At 38.2% G+C, this 19907-nt stretch carries 6 protein-coding genes; 3 read left to right on the top strand and 3 right to left on the bottom strand.

Annotation, left to right across the window (positions count from 1 at the left end):
* The first annotated feature begins 52 nt into the window (after positions 1-52).
* Both MYP_RS14960 and MYP_RS14955 read left to right on the top strand, forming a co-directional pair.
* On the top strand, positions 53-1675 hold the full coding sequence (locus MYP_RS14960; protein ID WP_052430237.1) for a PD40 domain-containing protein: 1623 nt from the start codon (positions 53-55) through the stop codon (positions 1673-1675).
* Between the two features lie 213 nt (positions 1676-1888).
* On the top strand, positions 1889-14815 hold the full coding sequence (locus MYP_RS14955) for a gliding motility-associated C-terminal domain-containing protein (RefSeq protein ID WP_052430236.1): 12927 nt from the start codon (positions 1889-1891) through the stop codon (positions 14813-14815).
* Between the two features lie 371 nt (positions 14816-15186).
* Here MYP_RS14955 and MYP_RS14945 read toward each other — a convergent pair whose 3' ends face one another.
* Positions 15187-17457, bottom strand: a complete 2271-nt coding sequence (locus tag MYP_RS14945; RefSeq protein ID WP_045464908.1) for a PrsW family intramembrane metalloprotease — start codon at positions 17455-17457, stop codon at positions 15187-15189.
* Positions 17458-17566: 109 nt separating this feature from the next.
* Between MYP_RS14945 and MYP_RS14940 the strand changes: the two genes are divergently transcribed.
* On the top strand, positions 17567-18367 hold the full coding sequence (locus tag MYP_RS14940) for a J domain-containing protein (protein ID WP_231570055.1): 801 nt from the start codon (positions 17567-17569) through the stop codon (positions 18365-18367).
* Here MYP_RS14940 and msrA read toward each other — a convergent pair whose 3' ends face one another.
* Together msrA and MYP_RS14930 are read right to left on the bottom strand one after the other, a co-directional pair.
* Positions 18368-18907 (bottom strand): peptide-methionine (S)-S-oxide reductase MsrA, encoded by a 540-nt coding sequence (gene msrA, locus MYP_RS14935; RefSeq protein ID WP_045465488.1) that lies wholly within the window; start codon positions 18905-18907, stop codon positions 18368-18370.
* A gap of 194 nt (positions 18908-19101) precedes the next feature.
* Positions 19102-19806: a TIGR04283 family arsenosugar biosynthesis glycosyltransferase gene (locus MYP_RS14930; protein ID WP_045464905.1), complete on the bottom strand. Its 705-nt coding sequence runs from the start codon at positions 19804-19806 to the stop codon at positions 19102-19104.
* Positions 19807-19907: the final 101 nt, after the last annotated feature.

The raw sequence follows: 19907 nt of genomic DNA, 5'->3' as shown, positions 1-19907 counted from the left end.
TAATTATGTTAAATTTAAGGTATTAAAAGAAAAAACAATCGGAATTTAAGCAATGAAGTGCCGAAAATACATTCAGGGATTAAGCATTTATTTATTTTTATGGATCCCCTTTATTACCAACGGACAATTTAATCATGTTGGAGAAGAATATAAAGAAGTAGAAGCGCATGCCAAAGAGCTAATGTTGAATGAACAGTTTTATCTTGCTCTTCCTATTTATCACTATCTTGATAGTCTTCTTCCCAATAACCCTAAATACATCTATCCTTTAGGAGTTTGTTATCTTAATAAAGTTGAAGAAGCAAAAGCGCTTAGCTATTTTGAGAAATGTCTGAAAGAACCATCTAAATATCCTGACAGACTTTATTATTATACAGGGAAGGCATATCATTTACAATTGGAATTTGATAAAGCTCTTGCCAATTATGAAATCTATAAGACACTTCTTGTTAAAGCAAAGAAAAAAAGTAATAAAGCTCTTTTAAAAGAGGTTTATAGAGATATTGAGATGTGCCATAATGGTAAAGAACTCATAGCTAAACCTTTGGACATTACAATTAATAACCTTGGAAGTTCAATTAACTCACCTTTTCCCGAACATGGTCCTATTCTATCTGCTGACGAAAGTGTCTTGATTTTCACTTCCGGGAGGCCAACTACAACTGGTGGAAATATCGATAAAGTAGATGGTCAGTATTTCGAAGATATTTACATTTCACACAAAACCGATACTGGCTGGAGCACACCCTTAAGCATTGGTGACAGTATCAATACACATGCTCATGATGCCAGTATTTCTTTGTCAGCAGACGGACAAAAACTTTTACTATATAAATCTGAAAAAGAATATTTTGGTTTAAGCACTCAGGGAAACCTGTATGTAAGTGAACTAAAAGGTATGCACTGGACTAAACCAGTAAAACTGCCTTCTCAAATTTGTACTAAAAACTGGGAACCAAGTGCAAGTATTTCAGCTGATGAAAAGTTTATGATTTTCTCAAGCAATCGTCCTGGTGGCTTTGGAGGTCTTGATTTATATATTGTTAAAAAACTTCCTAATGGACAGTGGGCCCTTCCAATGAACCTTGGAGGAGTGATCAATTCGCCATATGATGAAGATGCCCCCTTTATTCATCATGATGGCAAAACATTATATTTCAGCTCTAATGGACATAAAAGTATGGGAGGTTTTGACATCTTTATGTCAAAATTTGATTTATCAACCTTTAATTGGAGTGAACCGGAAAATATTGGTTACCCTATAAGTACGGCTCACGATGATATGCATTTTTCCTGGACTGCAGATGGTAAAAAAATTTACTTCTCCACGACACGCCCAGAAGGCTTTGGAGACCGTGATATTTATTACTCTGAGGTTCATAAGGAGGCAGCTAAATTGGTTGTTTTAAAAGGAATCATTTCAGACTCATTAACATCAATGCCTTTGGATGCAACTATAAAAGTATTGGATAGTAAAAACAATGAAGTAATTGGAATTTTCAATTCTAACAGTTCTACTGGTAAATATATCGTGATCCTTCCTGAAGGAAAAAACTACAACTTTTCAATCACAAGTCAAAACTACAATGTATGTACTGACGTTTTAAATTTTTATAATCTTGAAAAATTCGAAGAAATAGAAAAAAATATAAAGTTGTGTCCTAAATATAAGTAACTAGGACACAATTTTCTTTTACATTTTTTTAACCTTTTCCCTTCCTGAAATAAATTAGATTAATTAATTATTTTATTAGACAAAACAACTATAGATTCTGACTTTCGTAAAAGGCAGTAATAATTGTGTCGTAAATTATTCATTACACATTATTTAAAATGACTTAAGAGGATATTGAAGGATCTATAAATTGTCAAACAAAATACTACTAAAATGTTTCCGGGAGATTCTAAATCGAACAAATTGATCAGAAAGAGAATGAAATTCTCACTATTGATCTTGTTTTCGTTTATCTTCTTTTCTCAGGGGTTTTCGGAGGGTACCAAAGAGATAAGACCTGCATCTACGGATAATGGATTTGTTGTTCTTGATCCAGGATGGTCACCTTTTGCAACTTATGGTTGCCCGACTACCAGCAGATTAAATATAAGAATCTGTAATGTTGGTGAAAAAGTGTATTTCGGTTTTAACCAGCCGAACAGAGATGTCAGATTCAGAATTAAAGACTCCAGTGGAGTAATTGTTGTTCCTCAGACTACTGTACCAAGTGCTGGGGCAGGATTTATTTCTACATATAACCGTGCAGTTGCTGGGCCTTCTGCCATTGTAGGTGCAGCCGGATATGATGCAATGTCTTTTACAGCCACCCAAACCGGAGATTATTATATTGAATTTTTACTTCCTAACGGAAATCCGAGAAGGGAATTTGACCTGTTTGATATTACAGTAGCCTCTGCTGCAAATGTTCCCATAAAGGGGAGAATCTGGTCTCAGTCCTGGATGCTATCTACCAAAAGCTTTACTAACGCATTCAAAGGTCTGATGTATATATATGCCGATGATGGGATTGTTACATCATTGAATTTTAATGGTATGCAGCCTTATGTGTTCGTACTGAACGCCAACATGACCGGTACCGGAAATACCGGTAATCCTGATTTAGACAGACAGTCAAAAGTAGGTTCATCTACTTATCCAAAATACAAAGTATTTCTTAACGATCCTGACCCAGCTTGTTTTCCTACTGGTCAGTTTGGTAAAATTACTGCCCCAACTACTGTTTCAGGTTGCCCTCCCACAAACTTTTGTTTAAATGTGTTTGTGGACAAACCAGGTTTTGCCCAAATATTCCTCGATCTGAATGGAATTCCAGGTCATCAGCCTGGAACGAGAGACCGGGCAATTTCTGCAGTAGTAAATCCGCCTCAAACCTGTATACCATGGGATGGAAGAGATGGTTTAGGTAACAGAGTAACAACTGCTGTAACAATAAGAACCCGAACGGACTTTTATAATGGTCTTACGCACATTCCTTTATATGATGTGGAGGGAAACCCCAATGGGTATATTGTAAATCTGGTCCGCCCTGTAACAGGAATTCCAATAAAACTATATTGGGATGACAGAAATATTCCAGCAGCTAATGGAAGTACGAACCTTACAGGATGTAATAATCCTTGCCATCAATGGACGTGGTATGGATCAGATAATACTGCAAGAGACTATGGTAACAGAAATACAGTCAACACTTGGTGGTATGCGGATTCAACCTCAGATGTAACCGACAATATGGTGCCACCGGGCATTTTTGTAGATGCTGACACCAGAATTTCAGATTCAAATGCCAATGACTCGACAATCTGCGGATCTGTTGGTTCTTATACTCTTAGTGGACTTGTACAAAATGCCGGAGGAGGTATGTGGACCACTACTGGTACAGGTACATTTTCTGATGTAAACAATATGAATGGAACTTATACCCCTTCTGCAGCAGATAAGGCAGCAGGTTCTGTAAAGATCATTCTTGTTTCTATGGGTAATGGCGCCTGTCCAGCCATAAGGGATACATTAACACTAAGATTTCAGGCAATTCCTTCTGTCATTGCAGGCCCAGCTGTCACAGTATGTTCTAACAATCCTCAGGTTGCTTTGAATGGGTCAGTACAGAATGCAACAGGGGTAATTTGGACTAGCTCAGGAACAGGCACATTCACACCGGCAGCAACTAATCTTGTCGCTACTTACATTCCTTCGACAGCAGATATTACCTCTGGGAATGTTTCTTTAACACTAACATCTACCGGTAACGGTGTTTGTCCTGCAACACAGAGTGTTACTAAAATAGTAACTATAGAACAGGCACCTACTGTAAATGCAGGTCCTGATCAGACAATTTGTTCAGGCGGATCTGCCACCTTAGCAGCCAGTGCTACAAATTATACAAGTATAACTTGGTCCGGTGGAAAAGGAACGTTTTCACCGAACAATTCAACCTTAAATGCTACTTATATACCTCATAATTCAGAAAAATCGGGTTCAGTAACACTTACACTTACAGCAACTAAAGTGGGTTGTGCAACGGTAACCGATCAGGTAAATGTCATTATACAACCTGCACTTACTGTAAATGCAGGTGCCGATATTTCTGTATGTAAAAACAATCCAACCGCTAATCTTTCAGGTACTTCTACAAATGCATTAACCTATACATGGTCAGGAGGAGCTGGAACATTTTCAAATGCCAATGCATTAACAACTACCTATACAGCCACAACAGCTGAGACCAATGCAGGTCCTGTAACATTAACACTTACTGCTTCACGCCCAGGCTGTCCTTCTGTTTCCGATCAGGTGCAGGTATCATTCACCCCATCACCAGTTGCAACTCCGGGTCCAGGAAGTACTGTTTGTGCGAATAATCCAAACATTACTCTTAATGGATCTGTAACCGGAGCAACAGGTGGCAGATGGACAGGAGGTTGCGGAACATATATTCCAAATGATGCTACATTAAATGCTACTTATATTCCATGTGCGAGTGAAGTTTCAAGTGGTTTAATTTCCCTTACACTTACAACTACTGGCAATGGTATTTGTAATGCGGTTTCGAATTCTACACTTATATTAGTGGAGCCATCTCCGGTAGCAAATGCAGGGTCTGATAAATCAGTCTGCGAAAACAATCCTAATATTGCCCTGTCAGGTACTATCACTGATGCCACATCATCAACTTGGTCTGGAGGTGCTGGTTTATATCAACCAAGTGCTACTGATTTAAATATCACATATATTCCAACTTCAAATGAAATTGCTTCAGGATCCTTAGTACTAACTTTAACTGCAAATAGGGCTACATGTAATTCACACTCAGATCAGGTAACCATAAACTTCACTCCTGCACCTATTGTAAATGCGGGACCTGACCAGTCTGTATGTGCCAATAATTCAGTTGTAAATCTGAACGGTACTGTGAGTAATGCCGGAGGAGCGATTTGGTCAGGAGGTGCTGGAACCTTCTCTCCTAGTGCTTCTACTTTAAATACAAAATATACACCTACTGCGGGTGAAATAGCAGCAGGAACAGTAACGCTTACATTATCAACAACCGGAAATGGAAATTGTAATCAGGTTCAGGATCAGGTTGTAGTTACAATAACGAAAACTCCAACTATTGATGCTGGTACAAATCAGACAGTTTGTGCTAATAACCCTGCAGTAAATCTGAGTGGAAAAGTAACTATAGCCACAGGAGGAACTTGGTCTGGCGGAAGCGGAATTATAACTCCCAATATAGATTCATTAAATATCAGATATATTCCTTCTGCTGCCGAAATTACTGCAGGAACAGCAACACTTACATTTACTACTAGGGGAAATGGAAATTGTATTCCAGTTTCTGATCAAGTTTCTGTAAATATCACCCCTGCCCCTACTGCAAATGCAGGAGCAGACAAATCTGTGTGTGCAGATAGCCCGGCAATTTCTTTATCAGGTTCTGTAACAGTGGCCACAGGAGGTACATGGTCTGGCGGGATGGGCACATTTATACCAAACAATTCTTCATTAAATGCTACTTATCAACCAACTGTATCTGAAATAAATTCTGGTTCCGTTACACTTACTCTAACAACTTCGGGAAATGGTATTTGTAATCCGGTTTCAGATCAGATAATAATTTCAATAGCACCAGCTCCTACGGTAAATGCTGGGGCTGATCAGGTACTATGCGGGGCGGTTTCATCAGTTGCTTTGTCTGGCAATGTTACAGGATCAACAGGTGGCACATGGACTACTTCCGGCACTGGAACATTCTCTCCAAATACAAATACTCTTAATGCAAGTTATGTTCCATCAGCAGCTGATAAAACAGCTGGAAATGTAACTTTGACTTTAACAACAACAGGTAATGGCCTTTGCAAAGAAATTAAGGATCAGGTTGTACTTTCCTTTACAACTGTTCCCACTGTAAATGCAGGTCCTGATCAGGTTATATGTGCTAATGACCTTCCTGTTAGATTAGCAGGCTCGGGATCAGCAGCAAACTGGTCCGGAGGAAGCGGAACATTTACACCTAATTCCAATTCTGCAAATGCAACCTATATGCCATCAGCATCGGAAATTTCTTCCGGTACAGTTAACCTTACTCTTACAACAATAGCAAGCGGGGCATGTCCTGTAGTTTCTGATCAGGTTAGAATTACAATTCCTCCAGCTCCTATTGCCAATGCTGGCCCAGACTTTGTAATGTGTGGGAATTTATCCAGTTACACTCTTAACGGAACTATCAACAGCGCTGCTACAGGTGGTTTCTGGACGACAACCGGCACAGGGACCTTTACTCCAAACTCATCTACATTAAACGCGACCTATACACCATCTACAGCAGACAGAACCGCAGGATCTGTATATCTAATATTATCCACTACCGGAACTGGAATTTGTTCAACTACCAGAGATACAATGCAGTTGACAATATCACCAAGAGTAACTATAAATGCAGGTCCTGATCAAACTCTTTGTGCAAGTCTAACAGGAATTCAATTAAATGGTACTGCCAATAATGCCACAGGAATTACCTGGACAACTTCAGGAACAGGCACATTTACCCCAAATGCTACAACATTACTAGCATCGTATATTCCGTCATCAGCGGACACTGCAGCTAAGTCTGTCACTTTAACCCTGACCTCTTCAAGCACACCTACCTGTGCTTCAGTAACAGATAATGTAACGATCCAATTTACACCTGCCCCTGTAATAATAGCAGGGCCTGATCAAACTTTGTGCGCAGATGTTGCCTCTGTTCAGTTAGCTGGTTATAAAGCAAATACTTCCGGTGCAAGATGGAGTACTTCAGGTACCGGTACATTCTCTCCATCCTTTACAACTTTGAATGCATCATATATACCATCTGAAGCAGACAAAGGTACAGCAGTGACATTAACACTTAGCAGCACAGGAAGTGGTATATGTAATGGTACATCTGATCAGCTTATAATAAATCTGAATCCAACCCCTACTGTAAATGCAGGTCCGGATCAGACAGTCTGTGCTGATACTTCAGCAATCAATTTAAATGGTATAATAACAGTTGCAACTGGCAGCACCTGGACGTCAGATGGAACAGGTTCGTTTGCAAATTCAAGTTCACCAGCTACAACCTATACCCCTTCTGCTGCAGATATAAGCAAAGGAATAGTAGCATTCACACTTACTACCAATGCGGCAGGTGCTTGTTCTCCAGTTTCAGATATCGTTGCTGTTGTGATCAAACCCGCACCGACAGTCAACGCAGGGACCAACAGAAATGTGTGTGCTAATAACGCAACACTTACTCTTTCCGGATCTGTAACTATTGCATCAGGAGGAATCTGGTCAGGGGGGACTGGAATATTCCTGCCGAACAATTCAGCTTTAAATGCTACTTATAATCTTTCTGCTTCGGAAATAAGCAGTGGTAGTGTAACCTTAACTTTAACTACTACCGGAAACGGCCTGTGTAAAGCGAAGACAAGTCAAATGACCATTAATGTTGGAGCATCTCCAACAGTAAATGCAGGCCCGGATCAGACCATTTGTGAAGACCTAATGGGTGTTAATCTTGCAGGTACATTTACGGGTACAAGTATGGCAGGCATTGAATGGACAAGTTCAGGAAGTGGCGCTTTCTTCCCTAATCAGGTTACTCCAAATGCCACTTATGTTCCTTCTGTAGCGGACAGATCTTCCGGAATGGTCAGATTATTATTAACAACAACAGGAAATGGAAATTGTAATGCTGTTGTAGATACAATGAATATTACAATAACGCCTGCGCCAACTGTTAATGCAGGTGCAGATAAGATTGTTTGCGGAAACAATGCAGAAATCAGCTTGCAGGGAAATGTATCCATTGCCACTGGAGGATATTGGAGATCAAGCGGAACAGGAACTTTTGCTCCTGATACAGTATCATTAAATGCATCCTACATACCATCTCCATTGGATATTTCAGGCGGAACTGTTACACTCACTTTAATTTCATCAGGAAATGGGTTATGTAAACCAGTTAGTGATCAGCTGACAGTTACTATTACCCCAGCACCTACAATTAGTGCCGGAGCAGACAGAACCGTATGCGCTAATAATTCTAAGATTTCACTTAATGGTGTAGTTACTGTAGCTAGTGGAGCAACATGGACTACAAGCGGAAGTGGTTCATTCTCACCTAACCCGAACAGTCTGAATGCGACATACACACCTTCTGTAGCTGATAATACAGCAGGTTCTGTTATACTAATTCTTACTTCTACAGGCAATGGAGATTGTAATGCTGTTTCAGATTCTATAAACATAACTATTACCCCTGCTCCTACTATTGAAGCAGGAACCGATCAGACAATCTGCGCAAGTGGCACAGGAGCTCCTTTAAACGGAACAATATCTGTTGCTACTGGCGGTTCATGGAAATCTTCCGGATCAGGTACATTTAGTCCTAATGCATTCAGCGCTATTGCAACCTATGTACCTTCAGCCAATGACACTATCAATGGAAAAGTAACATTGACACTTACTACAACAGGAAATGGAAATTGTACCCCTGTTTCAGACAGTCTGAGAGTAACTATACAGAAGGCTCCATTAATAAATGCAGGTCCTGACGAAACTATTTGTGCAGACAAAGAATTCCTGCAGCAATCAGGTCAAGTAGCAAATTCTACTGGCGCTAGATGGACCACAAGCGGAAGCGGAACCTTTACTCCTGACAATAATACACTTAATGCAATCTATAATCCTTCAGTTGCTGATCTCTCAGGAACATCCCTGGTACTTACTTTAACTTCTACAGGTAACGGAGCATGTTCACCTGTTTCAGATCAGAAGATTTATACTATCAATCCTGTACCAACAGTAAATGCAGGAGCTGATCAGTCGCTCTGTGCAAATAACTCAAATGTAGTTCTAAGTGGGGTTAAAACAATTGCAACAGGTATTATGTGGACAAGTTCAGGAGATGGAACATTTTCACCAGATAACACATCTCTGCTAGCAACCTATATCCCATCTGCGGATGATATTGCCGGTGGCGCACTTGCAATAACGCTAACAACAACCGGTAACGGAGCTTGTAATCCTACTTCAGATCAGTTAAATGTAACTATAACTCCTGCTCCGACAATAACAGCAGGACCTGATCAAACGGTTTGTGCTAATAATTCGAATATACATCTTAGCGGGGATTATACAGTCGCCACTGGTGGAACATGGACTTCATCAGGAACAGGTACATTCTCTCCATCTGTGAATGATAAGAATGCTGTTTATAAACCATCTACTCAGGATATTTCTAATGGAAACGTAACACTAACATTTACCTCAACTGGAAATGCCAATTGTTCAGTTGTATCTGATGAAATGATTGTTACTATAACTCCTGCTCCAACTGTTAACGTAGGCCCAACAATCAATATTTGTGCAACTACAACAGGAGTACCTTTAAATGGAATCATAACAACCGGTGCTACTGGTGGAATCTGGTCTACAGGATCAGGTGACGGTACATTTAGTCCTTCAAACACAGATTTGAATGCGACATTTATGCCTTCTGCAAATCAAATTGCTAATGGTAGGGCAAACCTGACACTTACAACCACTGGATTTGGAAATTGTAAAGCAGTATCAGCCAACCTTGTAATTAATATTTCACCTCTTGCAGTAGTGAATGCCGGACCAGATGTACAGGTTTGTGCCGGAGCTCCTGGTATAGCTCTTTCAGGATCAGTTAAAAAAGCAACAGGAGGAATATGGACAACCTCAGGAACAGGATCTTTTGTTCCGGATCCTACAGCATTGAATGCGACATACGTTCCATCTGTTGCTGAAAATATAAATGGAAGTACAATTCAACTGACACTTACCTCAACAGGAAATGGTTTCTGTACACCGGTTACAGATGAGATGACCATAAGCTTTAAAATTACACCTGTAGATGCAGGACCGGATCAGCAATTCTGTTCAAATGCATTACCAGTACAGCTTAATGGTTCAGGTAACGGAACTTGGTCTGGTGGATTAGGTACATTCTCAGATTCAACTTCATTGAGTGCGACTTATACCCCAACCTTAGCTGAAATAGGCACAAAAGTAGAGTTGATACTAACCGGAGCAGCTCTGGGTTCTTGTATAGCAGGTAAGGATACGGTAGTAATCGACTTATTACGCGGCCCTTCAATAGACGTAGGAGCAGATCAGTCCATTTGTGAAAACAATCCCGTAGCAAATATTACTGCAATTTATGCAGATGCAGACGGTATCATATGGAAAACAGAAGGTAACGGAACATTCTCTGCTTCATCCTCTGCATCTACAACTTATACTGCATCACCACAGGATATTACAACTGGTGTTATAAGATTGTATGCAACAACAATCAATACCAATATTTGTAGACCTGAAGCTGATACCTTGACACTTACCTTTACTCCAGCTCCGACAGTAGATGCAGGTAGTGATATCACTTCTTGTGCAAATTCTGGCGCCATTAATATAAGTGGAATAGTTACCGGTGCCACGGGAGGTTCATGGAGTACAGTATCCGGAAACGGTTCTTTTGCAAATGCTGCCCTGGTATCAACCAGTTACACTCCTTCTTCGGTCGATATAATCAATGGAAGTGTTACACTACGCTTAACATCTAATCCAGCAGACAATTGCAGTACAGTGTTTGACGACCTTGTTATTAATATAGGCACAGCTCCAACTGTAGATGCAGGAAATGATGAAACCATCTGTGCTGATGCAAGTAGAGTAGTATTAAGCGGATCAGTTCAGATTGCTTCTGGAGGACACTGGACAACTTCAGGTACCGGTAAATTTAGTCCTAATGACAATACCCTGAATGCTACATACATACCTTCTGCTGATGATATTAATAATATGGGAGTAACCCTTACACTTACTACAACTGGAAATGGTACATGTACTCCAGTGTCAGAAAGTAAAATAGTTACAATTACTCCTGCACCTACAGTAAATGCAGGTCCAAGCCAAACAATTTGCGCTGATAACACTACAATTACTTTGTCAGGAACCAGAACTGTTGCCCTAGGTTCAGTATGGAGCAGCACAGGAGGCGGATCTTTTGCAGATCCTAACAACCTGAGCACAACCTATACTCCTACTGCAGAAGAAAAAGCAGCTGGAGCTATAAATCTAATATTAACAACTACCAATAATGGATTGTGTCAGGAAGTCTCAAGTACCCTTTCCATACTAATTACTCCAATTCCTGTAGTTAATGCAGGTCTGGATCAATCTGCCTGTGTCGATGTTAATTCTTATCAATTAGCCGGGAAAGTTATAAATGCTCCATCAGGCATCTGGACGACATCCGGATCCGGATCATTTGATGATGCAAATGCACTAAATGCTGTGTATACACCTTCTTCTACTGATAAAACGAACGGCAATGTAACATTAACATTTGCTTCAGCAGGTAACCCTCTTTGTAATGTAGTAAGTGACCAGTTGGTATTAAGCTTTACTCCGGCACCTACTATTAATGCCGGACTAGATCACTCAATCTGTGCTGATAAGGATACCATTCATATTGCCGGATCTGTAACTATAGCAGCAGGTGGAAGATGGAACAGTAATGGAGATGGATATTTTGCCCCAAGTGCTAATTCTTTAGGTACAGTTTATTATCTAGGTGAAACAGATAGAGGACAAACTTCTGTAACACTTTCTATAGTCTCTACAGACAATGGAACTTGTAATGCTGTTACTGATAACCTTATTATAGATATTGCACCGAAACCTATTGTAAATGCTGGAGCTGATCAGACGATATGCGCAGGTCAGGCAAATGCGACCCTTTCGGGATCAGTCCTCCATGCAACAGGAGGAGTATGGTCAACAACAGGAACCGGTACATTTACAAACGGAACATCCTTAACTACTACATATATTCCGTCACAAGCTGATAATGAGGCGGGAGGTGTAATACTTACCCTGAATTCAACAGGTAACGGATTATGTAATGCAGTTAGTGACTTTATTGTAATTAATGTGATTCCTTCTCCTTCTGCTATCGTAAATGCCGGAGCTGATATAATTACATGTAAAGACCTAAGATCAGTAAAATTATCAGGCTATGTATCAAATGCCGGAGGTGGAATTTGGTCTACTTCTGGTACTGGAACATTTACTCCTGACATAAATACCTTAAATGCTTCTTATACTCCATCATTAGCTGATAAAGCAGCGGGGAATATAGTACTTACATTAACTACTGCTAATAATGGCCAGTGTAGCTCTGTTTCAGATGACATGAGTGTAACTTTGACACCTATCCCTGTTGTCACTGCAGGATCATACCCAGACATATGCGGACTGCCTCAAGCTGCTATTTCTTTAAATGGTAATGTTACAATTGCAACTGGTGGCATATGGAAATCAAGTGGTTCTGGTGTTTTTGCAGTCGATGCAGCAACACTCAATGCAACCTATTTCCCATCAAAACTTGATATACAGAACGGTGTTGTAGGGTTAACGTTAACTTCAACGGGTAATGGAACATGTTCACCTGTGATGCAGACAACTCAGGTAAAAATCATACAACCACCTGTTGTGGACGCAGGAACGGATAAGAGCTATTGTTCAGATATAGTAACACTTGTATTAAGAGGAACTTCTCAGTTTGATAATGGAGTTACCTGGACAGGTACTGGTACAGGGACATTTAATCCTAACAATAAAGTAACGTCAATCTATTCTCCTTCAGATGCTGATAAAGCGATCGGAAAGGTAGTAGTAACATTATCTGCTGCAGGAAAAGGAAGCTGCCCTTCAACTTCAAATACTTCGGTAATTACTATACTTCCTGCACCAGAGGCTAATGCAGGACCTGATCAGACAACTTGTAATATTCTGGATTCTTATAGTCTGAAAGGAATACATAAGAACTCTACCAGCGGCGCATGGTTTACATCTGGTACTGGTTTATTTGATGACTTTAACAAACCTAATGCAATTTATTATCCTTCAGATGCTGATAAATCATCTGGTTCTGTAGATCTTGTATTTATCACAACAGGTAACGGAATATGTAAATTCAGCCAGGATACCATGACACTTTACGTGGACAAATCTCCTATTGTAAATGCAGGAACTGCGATGGTTTGTGCCATAGAAGATGGAGCACAGCTTGCCGGAGATATAAAAAATGCTAACGGCGGTAAATGGTCTACTTCAGGAACAGGAGTATTTGCCATCAATGCTGCAGATCTGAATGCTAAGTACTACCCTACTCTGAATGACTATAATAAAGGACAGGTGGTTCTGAAACTTACCTCATTTATCAATGGCGCTTGTCCAGCTGTATCAGACAGTACAGTATTGAAAATTGATCCTCTGCCAATTGCCGATGCTGGTAGAGACCAGTTTGTGTGTAGAGGAACAACTATAATTCTTGAGGCTAAAACAAGCCCAGGCATTACTTATGAATGGAAAAACAATGCAGGTACCATTATCAGCACTGATCCAGTCTTTAGTATAACTGCTGCCAGTGATTCAGCTATAACTCTTACTGTTAAAGATTATAAAGGATGTCCTGCGTCAGATAGCATCAATGTCGGTGTATTTGATTTCAACAATTCGAAATTTGACATGCTCGATCATTATTGCTACAGTGACACTTTGATCATTCACTCCTTGGCAACCGGATTGCCAGCTGTTCCAGGTCAATATCAGTGGTACCGAGATGGTATTATTCTGAATAGAGAAAACAGATCTGCTATAGCTCCACAAAGTAATGGCTTATTTAAAGTTGTTTACGAATATGGCAACTGTTCAACAGAAAAGACTACCAATGTAACCAACCCTCCTGCTCTGACAAGGCAGCCGGTTCTTGGATGTATTGGAACTACTCTACCAATCACCATAGTTTCTGATGTAAACAATGTTGACTATTCATGGATAACAGGAGAACAAGGTAAAGATCTTAATTCTATTAATGTACCGGTTGCTGCTGACACTAATTATTTCAGGGCAATTGTTACAGATATCCTTGGTTGCAATAGTACTGACAGTGTTATGGTCATCGGGATTGAAAGACCGGTAATCAATATCTCTGATGCAGTTTCATGCGCAGGTCAGACAGTAACTTTAGTTGCAACTCCTTCCAATATGGATAAATTTGCACCGTTTGTTCCTGATTATGCATGGTTTAAAAATAATACTGACATGCATGTAAGTAAAGATACGCTTCATGTAAAAGAGTCAGCGCTGTATGTAGTTTCAATAACTTTAGGTCAATGTACAACCAATGATTCTGCTCAGGTGTTATTCAATGCTCTACCTGTTTCACACTTGCCTGAATTCACCAAACTTTGTCCTGAATATGGCGCGAAAGTCACACTGGATGCAGGTTACGATGCAAACTACATTTACAAATGGACATCAGTAAATCCTGTATCCAATAAAGACACAAGTAAAATTGAGGTACCATTACCTGGAACATATTTTGTACTTATAACCAATAAAGAAAACTGTTCAATAACTGATACCATATTGGTCAGAGACCTTTGCAACCCTCGTCTTGATGTTCCAAACGTTTTCACACCTGGAAAATCAGACACACCTGAAAATCAAACATTCAGAGCATATGGAAAATATGTAGTCAACTATAGGATGATGATTTTCAACAGATGGGGTGAGATTATATTTGAAACCGGAGATAAAGACCAAGCCTGGGATGGGTATTACAAAGGACAGTTAATGCCAATAGGAACATATCCATACATCATCACCTATGAAGGGGAAGATCCTGAAAGCAGAGGGCCGTACAAAAAAGAAGGTAAAGTAACCTTATTAAAGTAAAATTCTTATAATAAATAAAAAAGGAACCACTTTAGGGTTCCTTTTTTTTATTAACCCATTTTTATCTTCAATCCTAAATTCGATATTACATAACAGCCTGATTTTTAATATATATAATAGAGAAAATCAATGTTAGTTGCTGATTACAGACTTACTCATACTTCTTCCGACATTATTGTACCTAGGAAGTGCATTGAGTATATGAATAAATCCATCCGGAGAACCAACCAAACAAAATGGATTTTCATGTTAAATGAAAAGAAAAATTGGTATTTGAACCTTCATACTTTATATGTTAACCACTCAACAGTTTTGAAAAAAACTCTGATAAATGCACCATAATGCTTAGTTTTACTATAATAAAAAGAAAATCATTCAACTGACCTTAACCTCAACATTGCTTTTCCCAATGACCTTAAATCTTCCTTTTGCAATAAATCATCTTTGACATGATGATTTCTAAAACAATACAAATGAATTAACAATGGTTTATTTTCACTAAACGAAGGCTGGTCATCAGAAAATCTGAATAAAAATATTGTTTCAGGATCAGCGCCCGGGCTTATTGCTTCTTCAGTTATTAATTTAAACCAGTAAGGATCTTTAAACAAGCGTCCAGTTCCCGGAACCTTACATGTAACTACAAGCCTGTCAATTATTTCACCATTGATTGGATGAGGAAAATGAGCAAGCAATTTGAGGTTATTTTTTTCACATGAAAGACTGACTTTGTCACCCACAAAATGATGAGGAATAATATCTCCGGAAATCAGCCTTACAAAAAACAAGCGAAGGTTAAATGCATTGTTTCTCCTTTTATCTGTTACAGAATGAATTGAAATCGTATTCCAATAACCTTTTACAAGGTCCATATTGGTTAATTTATCAGTATAATAAACAGTAAAAATTCCTCCTATAATAAAGGCAGTAGTCAAAGAATGGCCAGCAATTGAGGGGCCCTTTTCCCAAGCCACCAAGGCATACTGAAGCACAAAAATTGCAGTTAAAGATACAGCCATATAAGTCTGCATGTTTTCAGAACGATATTTCATTTTATAATTGAAATATGGAGAATTGTTCATGCAGTTATTGATAATAATGATCCACACTGAAACAGAAATCACAAAGTGTAAAAGAAATACCGGAAAAACCTGTTTAAAGATCCAGAAGTCATACAACCCATGTGTCATGCTGCCAAGCAGGAAAAACATCGGAAATGAGAGCCATAGAGGGAATTTTTTAAATCTGTATTTACTCAATACAAAACCATAGGCAACTATTGATGAGGCAATCATGTGAGATGGAACTGATGTCATGCCCCTGCCCTGCACAATTCCGGCAAGGTCACCATCGAAATACAGGATATTCTCAACAAATGCAAACCCCAACGCGCTGAGACATGCATATAGAATATAATCATAGGCCTCATTTAAGTGCTCAGAAAAAAAAGCAACAAGTAAGAATAAAGGAATAATCTTGACAAATTCTTCAATAGCACCTATCCCAAAAATACAATACAATAAATCATTCCAGAAATTTCCACTTCTGTCAAAATGCAAATAGTATCTGAAAAAATCATAAAAGAAGAATGCAAGGAATGTAAACGTCATTCCATACAAGAGTGTTAATAACAAAGGAAACCAGTCTTCCTTTTCATAAATATCAATCCGGATAATATAAAACAACCAGACCAGCATTATTCCTAAGGCAGCTAAAAAGCCTGTCCACTTAAAGTCTTTAAATGAGTGAGAAAGAACTTTTAAATAATATTTTATATAATCTCCATTAAGAAAATAGAATTTTGTAGCCATTTGAAATGGTACAAACTGTTCTGTCTTGGAAGAATGTAACAATTCTTTTAACCCTGCTTCATCGTTATACTTTTCCAGAAGTAAAGTATATTCTTCAAATGCTGCACTGTTAAAGACATCATTGATATGGATAGCATTATTAAAAAGCTGCTTTGCCTGGAGAGTATCACCAATTTTCAAATAAGTAACAGCTGAATAATAATTCAGATAGGACAGCCTTCTATTGACTACGCTTTTGAAATAAGATAAGGCGGAAGGGAGGCTGTCTGAAAAATATTTGAACAGTCCTATAGACAATCTTGCCTGATCTACATAAGCAGAATCGCTAAAATTTAATCTGTCAGAAAAAAAATTCAGTAAAGTATAATCGTCTCTTTCTAAATACCTGTTATTTTCTTCCCAGGAATGAGGTATTCTGAAATGATTTTGAATGCATTCAAAATTAAGATCTGGATCCAAAAAAGATTGTTCTAGTTTTCCAATATATAACTCCTCTTTTTGAATTAAATCCTTTACGGGTAAATACTCTTCATCAAACGTCTCAGTCGGACTTTTAATAATATCAGGTTCTTTGATGAAAAAATTGATAGCCAAAAAAGAAAACAGCAGCAATGTCAGAGACATTGAAAGTGATCTGATAAAAGGGATTTTGAAAAATTCCTTCTTTTCATTTTTATTAATATGATACAGGTAAAATATATAGACTCCCCCACCTAATAAAACCCAGAAATACAGCGAACGTCCTACAAAAAAAGTTTTTTTTCCTTCGGCAAAAAGCAGCATTGGCCAAAAGCACAATGTAATAAACGCAATTATTTTTTTGTAATTCATTAATTAAAATCTTCTCTAATTTTCCTAAATTAATATTTTATTTGACCAAAATTTTTCCGAAGATGGAAGAATATTTACACAAAAGGAAAAATATTAAAAACAGGTAAATTTGTTGAAATTGAAGGACTATTACAAAGTTTTACATCTTTCATCCAAAGCTTCTGCGGATGAAATTAAAAAAGCATACAGAAAACTTGCCTTGCAATTTCATCCTGACAAAAACTCAACTCCTCAGGCTAAAGCTGTATTTCAGGAAATTAACGAAGCTTATGGTGTACTTAGTGATCCTGTTAAAAAAAATAATTACGATTCCAGCTTTAATCAGTCATATCAGGCAAATACTTCCCATACAGGAGAAAAATCAAATACAGAAAACCATCGTCCCTTTCATAAATCTTCTGGAAAACAAAAGTTTAAAAACAAAGACCCATATAAGCATTTTGCACTAAAAGGAAAATTTTTCTCCTCTTTTATATTCTTTTTCTGTCTAATCCTTTGCCTGGATTATTTAATTTCTCAAAGGTATGACAATACAATCGTAGAAGATATTTCAAGCTTTGAAGCCCAAACTGCAAATTATACGGATCATTACAACCATGAAATCCGAAGTTCAAAAATTGATTTTAATTTTAATTCGGGATCTGCTAATACCCTTACACCTTATGATACAATCAGTGTAGATATCACTCCCATCTTTGGTATTGTAAAATCCTGCCATCCTGCTTCCAATGGAAAGTTAAATTATGCAGATGGATTTTCAATTTACTATCCTTTTACTTTTTTGATTCTTCTGGCTATGGGAGCAAGCTTTGCAGCCCTGTTTGTTAAATCCAGTGAAACAGGATTTTCTCTTTCAGTATTGGCTATGATTTTATTTATAATAGTTCAATTTCTGCTGGCTAAAAGCTGATTATTTTTTCAATTTATCACCAAAAACCTTTTTAAATTTTTCAACTTTAGGTTTTATTACATAGGTACAATATGGTTGCCCCTGATTCAGATTGAAGTAATTCTGATGATAATCTTCCGCCGGGAAGAATTTGCTGATAGGCACAATTTCAGTTACAATAGGACTACTGAATGCACCTGACTTATCAAGCTCCTTTTTATATTTTTCTGCCAGTTCTTTTTGTTCTGAATTATGATAAAAAACAGACGAACGGTATTGAGTGCCAACATCATTGCCTTGCCTGTTCAGGGTAGTAGGATCATGCGTTTGCCAGAATACTTCCAACAAGTCCTTAAAAGAAACTAATACCGGGTCATAATAAATCTGAATGACTTCAGCATGACCGGTGTTTCCTGTACATACTTCTTTATAAGTAGGATTGTCAACTTGTCCACCTGTATAGCCAGACACGACTTTGTGTACACCTTTCATATCCTGAAAAATTGCCTCTACACACCAGAAGCATCCTGCTCCGAATGTGGCGGTATCTAAATTTGCCATGTGGTTTAAGTTTTCTTCTTTAACATCAGAATTGTTTGCCGGCACCTTTGATTTCGTACAAGAAAAGAAGCAAAAACCAAGGAACAGGTAAGCAAGAGATAAGAATTTTAATTTGTCTGACATAGTAATCTTTTATTATACTTAAAAAAGTACAGATAACAGAATAACAATATTCGGACATTTTTTGGTTTCTATCAATCGTTTTTCCTGGAATGAATCATTCGTTTATATGCCATTAGCATTTTATCCTGAGAATACTTCAATTTGTACATAATAAACAACAGAAAAAATGTTATCTGAAGTTTATAAATACCATTCTCAAGATACTTCTTCCCTGAAACAAGAACATACTTGCTGACAATTTTGAACTTTGCATTACTTTTAATTCTCTTTATTAACTCAAGATCTTCAAGAAAATAAAGCTTCTCGTCAAATCCTATACAGTTTGTAAACTCTTCTTTAGTTACAAATAAACTCTGATCACCAAATTTTACATAATCCGAATTAAATCGGGTAAACCAACAATTCAGCTTTAAAAACCAATGATTATAATCTACCTGAAGTCTGAAACAACCTGCAGAATAACCATCTTTCACTGCAAAAATGATATCATCACAGAAACCTTTGGGAGGAAAAGTATTGGCATGGATAAAATAAAGAATATCGCCGGATGCCCGCGCTGCCGCAAAATTCATCTGGGCTGCCCTTCCCCTTACGGGACAATTCAAAATCCTTGCCCCCTGATGACGGGCAATTGGTACAGTTTCATCATTACTATTTCCGTCAGCCACTATAATCTCATGCAGTAAAGAGGGATTTGATTGTCTTTTAAGATATTTGATTAATCGTCCAATATCCTCCCCTTCCTGAAATGTGGGAATTATTACACTGATTTTCATAAGGTTTAAAATATCAAAAATAACATTGAACTAATCTCAATGTTTCCAAAGCATTAAGGCATAGGGGCAAGAGATTAATTAAAAAAATAAAACAAAAATAA

This window comes from Sporocytophaga myxococcoides (assembly GCF_000775915.1).
Classification (GTDB): Bacteria; Bacteroidota; Bacteroidia; order Cytophagales; family Cytophagaceae; genus Sporocytophaga; species Sporocytophaga myxococcoides_A.
This window is presented reverse-complemented; position numbering and strand designations above follow the sequence as displayed.

Bases quoted from the DNA above. Each gene is read 5' to 3' on its own strand.
- MYP_RS14960 (WP_052430237.1), top strand. From the start codon at position 53: ATGAAGTGCCGAAAATACATTCAGGGATTAAGCATTTATTTATTTTTA.
- MYP_RS14955 (WP_052430236.1), top strand. From the start codon at position 1,889: ATGTTTCCGGGAGATTCTAAATCGAACAAATTGATCAGAAAGAGAATG.
- MYP_RS14945 (WP_045464908.1), bottom strand. From the start codon at position 17,457: ATGAATTACAAAAAAATAATTGCGTTTATTACATTGTGCTTTTGGCCA.
- msrA (WP_045465488.1), bottom strand. From the start codon at position 18,907: ATGGCAAATTTAGATACCGCCACATTCGGAGCAGGATGCTTCTGGTGT.
- MYP_RS14930 (WP_045464905.1), bottom strand. From the start codon at position 19,806: ATGAAAATCAGTGTAATAATTCCCACATTTCAGGAAGGGGAGGATATT.